The sequence below is a fragment of the Caulobacter segnis genome (assembly GCF_003243465.1).
Lineage (GTDB): Bacteria > Pseudomonadota > Alphaproteobacteria > Caulobacterales > Caulobacteraceae > Caulobacter > Caulobacter segnis_A.
In genome coordinates, this window is sequence record NZ_QFQZ01000147.1 from 1 (window position 1) to 4,001 (window position 4,001).

At 64.7% G+C, this 4,001-nt stretch carries 4 protein-coding genes; 1 reads left to right on the forward strand and 3 read right to left on the reverse strand.

The window, feature by feature from the left end:
* Positions 1–373 precede the first annotated feature (373 nt).
* From DI526_RS23215 to rplJ, 3 genes are all read right to left on the reverse strand, one after another.
* The gene (locus tag DI526_RS23215; RefSeq protein ID WP_304283359.1) at positions 374–805 is read right to left on the reverse strand and encodes a hypothetical protein; all 432 of its coding nucleotides are present in this window, start codon (positions 803–805) and stop codon (positions 374–376) included.
* Between the two features lie 212 nt (positions 806–1,017).
* Positions 1,018–1,401 carry a 50S ribosomal protein L7/L12 gene (gene rplL / locus DI526_RS23220; RefSeq protein ID WP_304283362.1) on the reverse strand — a complete coding sequence of 128 codons (384 nt, stop codon included), beginning with the start codon at positions 1,399–1,401 and terminating at the stop codon, positions 1,018–1,020.
* Between the two features lie 44 nt (positions 1,402–1,445).
* Positions 1,446–1,964, reverse strand: coding sequence for a 50S ribosomal protein L10 (rplJ, locus tag DI526_RS23225; RefSeq protein WP_304283364.1), 519 nt, complete (start codon positions 1,962–1,964; stop codon positions 1,446–1,448).
* A 484-nt stretch (positions 1,965–2,448) separates the two neighbouring features.
* Between rplJ and DI526_RS23230 the strand changes: the two genes are divergently transcribed.
* On the forward strand, positions 2,449–3,795 hold the full coding sequence (locus DI526_RS23230) for an alpha/beta fold hydrolase (RefSeq protein ID WP_304283367.1): 1,347 nt from the start codon (positions 2,449–2,451) through the stop codon (positions 3,793–3,795).
* Positions 3,796–4,001 lie beyond the last annotated feature (206 nt).

A 4,001-nucleotide genomic window follows, 5' to 3' on the forward strand; every position in this document is an offset into this window, starting at 1 on the left:
CCTCAACCAGCCAATCTGATCATCCTCAACCGTCACGGATGTCTCCGAACACCTGTCACGGATGTCCCCGGTCTGAACACATGGAAGAGGGAGCGATGGGTCGGAGTTCTTCTCCCCCCCGGAGAGGGAGCCATCCTTACATCCCGCGGCGAGACGATCGCGGGGCTGATCAGGTCACTCAAGGACCGCCCTCCGGGCGGCCGCGCGGCGGCGGCGAAGCCGTCCTTGACTGACCTTATCAGCCCCGCACGCTCCAGCCTCCAAGAGATGTAAGTCTAGCTCCGACCTGGGGAGGTCGGGCTGAGTAGAAGGAGAAGCCATACAATTACGCCTCGCGCGACGGAAACACGAGGAGCGACACAATGAGGTGATCTTAGAAATTCTTATCTTTCGTCTTTGCAAGTATAGACCTCAGAGTTTCAACCTGCTCGCCCAATTCCGTGAAGATGCGCTGGGCACAACTCTGAACCTTTTGCAAACCGCATATACCGACGCCACTAGTGAGGTAGCTGTCCAGGCGATCCTCACCACCAGAAACGAGGAACGTGTAGCTATAGATTGTTCGGTTACCCTGTACACTTTCGTCAGGATCGAGCGTCACAATGTTGACCTTTAGCGCGCCAGATGGATCCTCAGCGAACATCCCGGACCGGCCAATCTGATCGCGGACGTGAAAGACGAACTGCCGACCAACCCGATCATCCGATGTAGCCTCAATCGCCACCTTCATTTTGCTCTGAGCAAACGCGGGCGTCGACACCGCAAGGGTCAAGAGAATTACGCTCACGGCACGGTCGAGTTTCATGTCGCCCTCCCAGACGCATGACGGGTAAGGTAACCTTAATGTCGGGAATAATGGCCGCGCAACTTGACTATGTGTAGCTTGGTGCGTGTGACGAGCGAGAAACGTCACTCCCCGCCACCGCGCCAAAAAGAAAACGGCCCCGGAGGTTTCCCTCCGAGGCCGCTTCGGCAGGTCCAAAAGGAACCCGTTCCGCGCGCGAGGCGCGGACCGAATTACTTGATTTGGATCTTGGCGCCGGCTTCCGTGAGCTTCTTCGAGATCTCTTCGGCTTGTTGCTTCGAGACGTTCTCGACGACGTTCTGCGGAGCGCCTTCGACCAGGTCCTTGGCTTCCTTCAGGCCGAGGTCCGGACGGACGCCGCGGACTTCCTTGATCACGTTGATCTTCTTGTCGCCGCCGTCGACCAGGACGACGGTGAACTCGGTTTGCTCTTCAGCAGCTTCGGCCGGAGCAGCGGCGGCGCCGGCGACGGCGGCCACGGCGACCGGAGCGGCGGCCGAGACGCCCCACTTTTCTTCCAGCAGCTTCGACAGTTCAGCGGCTTCCAGCACCGACAGGGTGGACAGTTCTTCAACCAGCTTTTCGAGCTTGGACATGTGTCAGTTCCTTAGAGAGATTGGGATAGATGCGGGGATGACCGTTACGCGGCGTCTTTGGTCGCGTAGGCGTTGAAAACGCGAGCCAGCTGGCCAGCCGGGGCCTGCAGGACGCCAGCGATCTTGGTCGCCGGAGCCTGGATGAGGCCGATGAGCTTGCCACGCAGTTCGTCCAGCGACGGCAGGGTCGCCAGAGCGCGCACGCCGTTCTCGTCCAGCACGTTGGTCTGGTCCAGAACGCCGCCGACGAGCTTGAACTTGTCGTTTTCCTTGGCGTACTGCACCGCGACCTTGGCGGCCGAGACAGCATCCGGGCCGTAGGCGATGGCGACCGGGCCGGTGAAGAGCTGTTCGCCCTTGTCACCGAGCTTGCCGTCCAGAGCCTTGAGGGCCAGGGTGTTCTTCACAACCTTGATCGCGGCGCCTTCCTTGCGGAGGCGAAGACGAAGGTCGGTCATTTCCGCAACGGTCAGACCCATGTAGTGGGTCACGACGACAGCGCCGGCGTCGGCGAACACGCTTTTCAGCGATTCGATCGACTCCTGCTTTTGAGCGCGGTCCATTGCGGTCTCCTACTCAGTTAGCAGCGGCCGGACCATTCCGGCAGCCAGATGCGAAACCCAAGCGGGATCGCTCCCGCGTGCGAGTCGCATATGCCTGTTCCAAGGAAAGTCGGCCGCGCTCCGCCCCGGGCGAAAGCCGCTGGGCAGGAGAACTTGGCGTCTCTATCCCTGTCTCCCGACGGCGAGGAAGGGCTCTTCCCCGGTTACGGCGTTGGTGACCCCACGCCCCGCAGTTCTCAAACAGGTTCTCCAGCGGAGCGGACTCCGTCGAAGAGGCGGGCCGTATAGACGAAACGGCGGGGGATATCAACACCCGCCCCAAACCCTCTCCCCTTGCGGGAGAGGGTGGCCCGCGCAGCGGGTCGGGTGAGGGGTCGCGCGAACGGATCGGACAAGACTTTCACCCCCTCATCCGGCGCTCCGCGCCACCTTCTCCCGCAAGGGGAGAAGGGTAATAGTGCGGCGCTTCCAAGGGAACCCGTACATGCACCGCCTCGCCGCCGCCCTCTCCGCGCTCCTGCTGGCCTTCGCCTCGCCGGCCCTGGCCGAGCTGAAGGCCCCGCCGACGCCCCGGGCCGTGGTCGCCGATCCGGTCAAGGACAAGGACCATCCGGCCGGCATGGCCGCGTTCCAGATCGACGTGGCGGGCTCGAAGATCAACGCGGTGATGTACCTGGCGTCGGGCGACAAGCCGCATCCGACGATGCTGTTCCTGCACGGCTTTCCCGGCAACGAGACCAATGTCGACCTGATGCAGGCCGTCCGCCGGGCCGGGTGGAACGTGCTGCGGATCAACTATCGCGGCTCGTGGGGCAGCGGCGGCGCGTTCAGCTTCGCCCATGCGCGGACCGACGCCGCGGCGGCCGTCGACTTCCTGGCCAACCCGGCCAACGTCGCCAAGTACCGGATCGACCCCAAGCGCATCGTCGTGGCGGGCCACAGCATGGGCGGGTTCATGGCCGCCAGCGCCTCGGCGGCGCGGCCCTCGGCGGTGGCGGGGACCATCCTGATCGACGCCTGGAACATCGGCGGCGATCCGCGCTTCGCCAAGCTTTCGCCCAAGGCGCTGGCCGCTGACCTTCGGCCCGACACCGCGCCCCTGGCCGGGACCAGTCCCGAGGCCCTGATCGCCGAGGTCGCTCGCGACCGGACCAAGCTGGACCTGGCCGCCCTGTCGCGGACCATCGCCGCGCGACCGCTGCTGTTGATCGGCGCCGAGCGCGGCATCGGCCAGATGACCGCCGGCCTCGCCAGGGCCGCGCGCGAGGCCCACCCCGACACCGTCGTCGAGGCCCAGTATCCGACCGATCACAGCTTCTCGGATTCCCGCATCGCCCTGACGAGCGAGGTCATGCGCTGGCTGGCGCGCTTCGATCCGACCATCACCCCGGGCGGCGCCCAGATCCCGCTCAACGCCGCCTATGACGAGAACAACCCCTTCGCCAAGGTCCTGCGCGGCGAGCAGTCGGTGTTCAAGGTCTACGAGGACGCCGACGTCCTGGCCTTCATGGACTACGCCCCGATGGAGCCGGGCCACGTGCTGGTGATCTCCAAGACCTCCAAGGCCCGCAACATCCTGGAGATGGACCCGGCCGACCTGGCCAAGGTCATGGCCGTCGTCCAGCGGGTGGGCCGGGCCGAGGTCGAGGCGCTGGGCCTGGAGGGCTTCATGGTCGTCCAGAACAACGGCGTCGGCCAGAGCGTGCCGCACCTGCACGTCCACGTGATCCCCCGCATCGCCGGCAAGCCCGCCTATCTCGCCGAGAACGCCAAGGCCGCCCCGAAGGACCTGGAGGTCATGGCGGCGAAGATCCGGGCGGCGATGCGGTAGCTATCAGTCCGACTTCCCCGGCGAATGCCGGGGCCCAGATCGAACCCACGGACGCCTGAGAGGACGTAGAGGCTTTAGGCGCGAATACATCGACCGGTAAGGGTGAAACTGGGCCCCGGCATTCGCCGGGGAGGTCGGGTATTTGATTGCCTACTTCAGCCCGTCCTCCGCGAGCGTGTGCGCAACGACCGCGTTGGCGTGGCCGT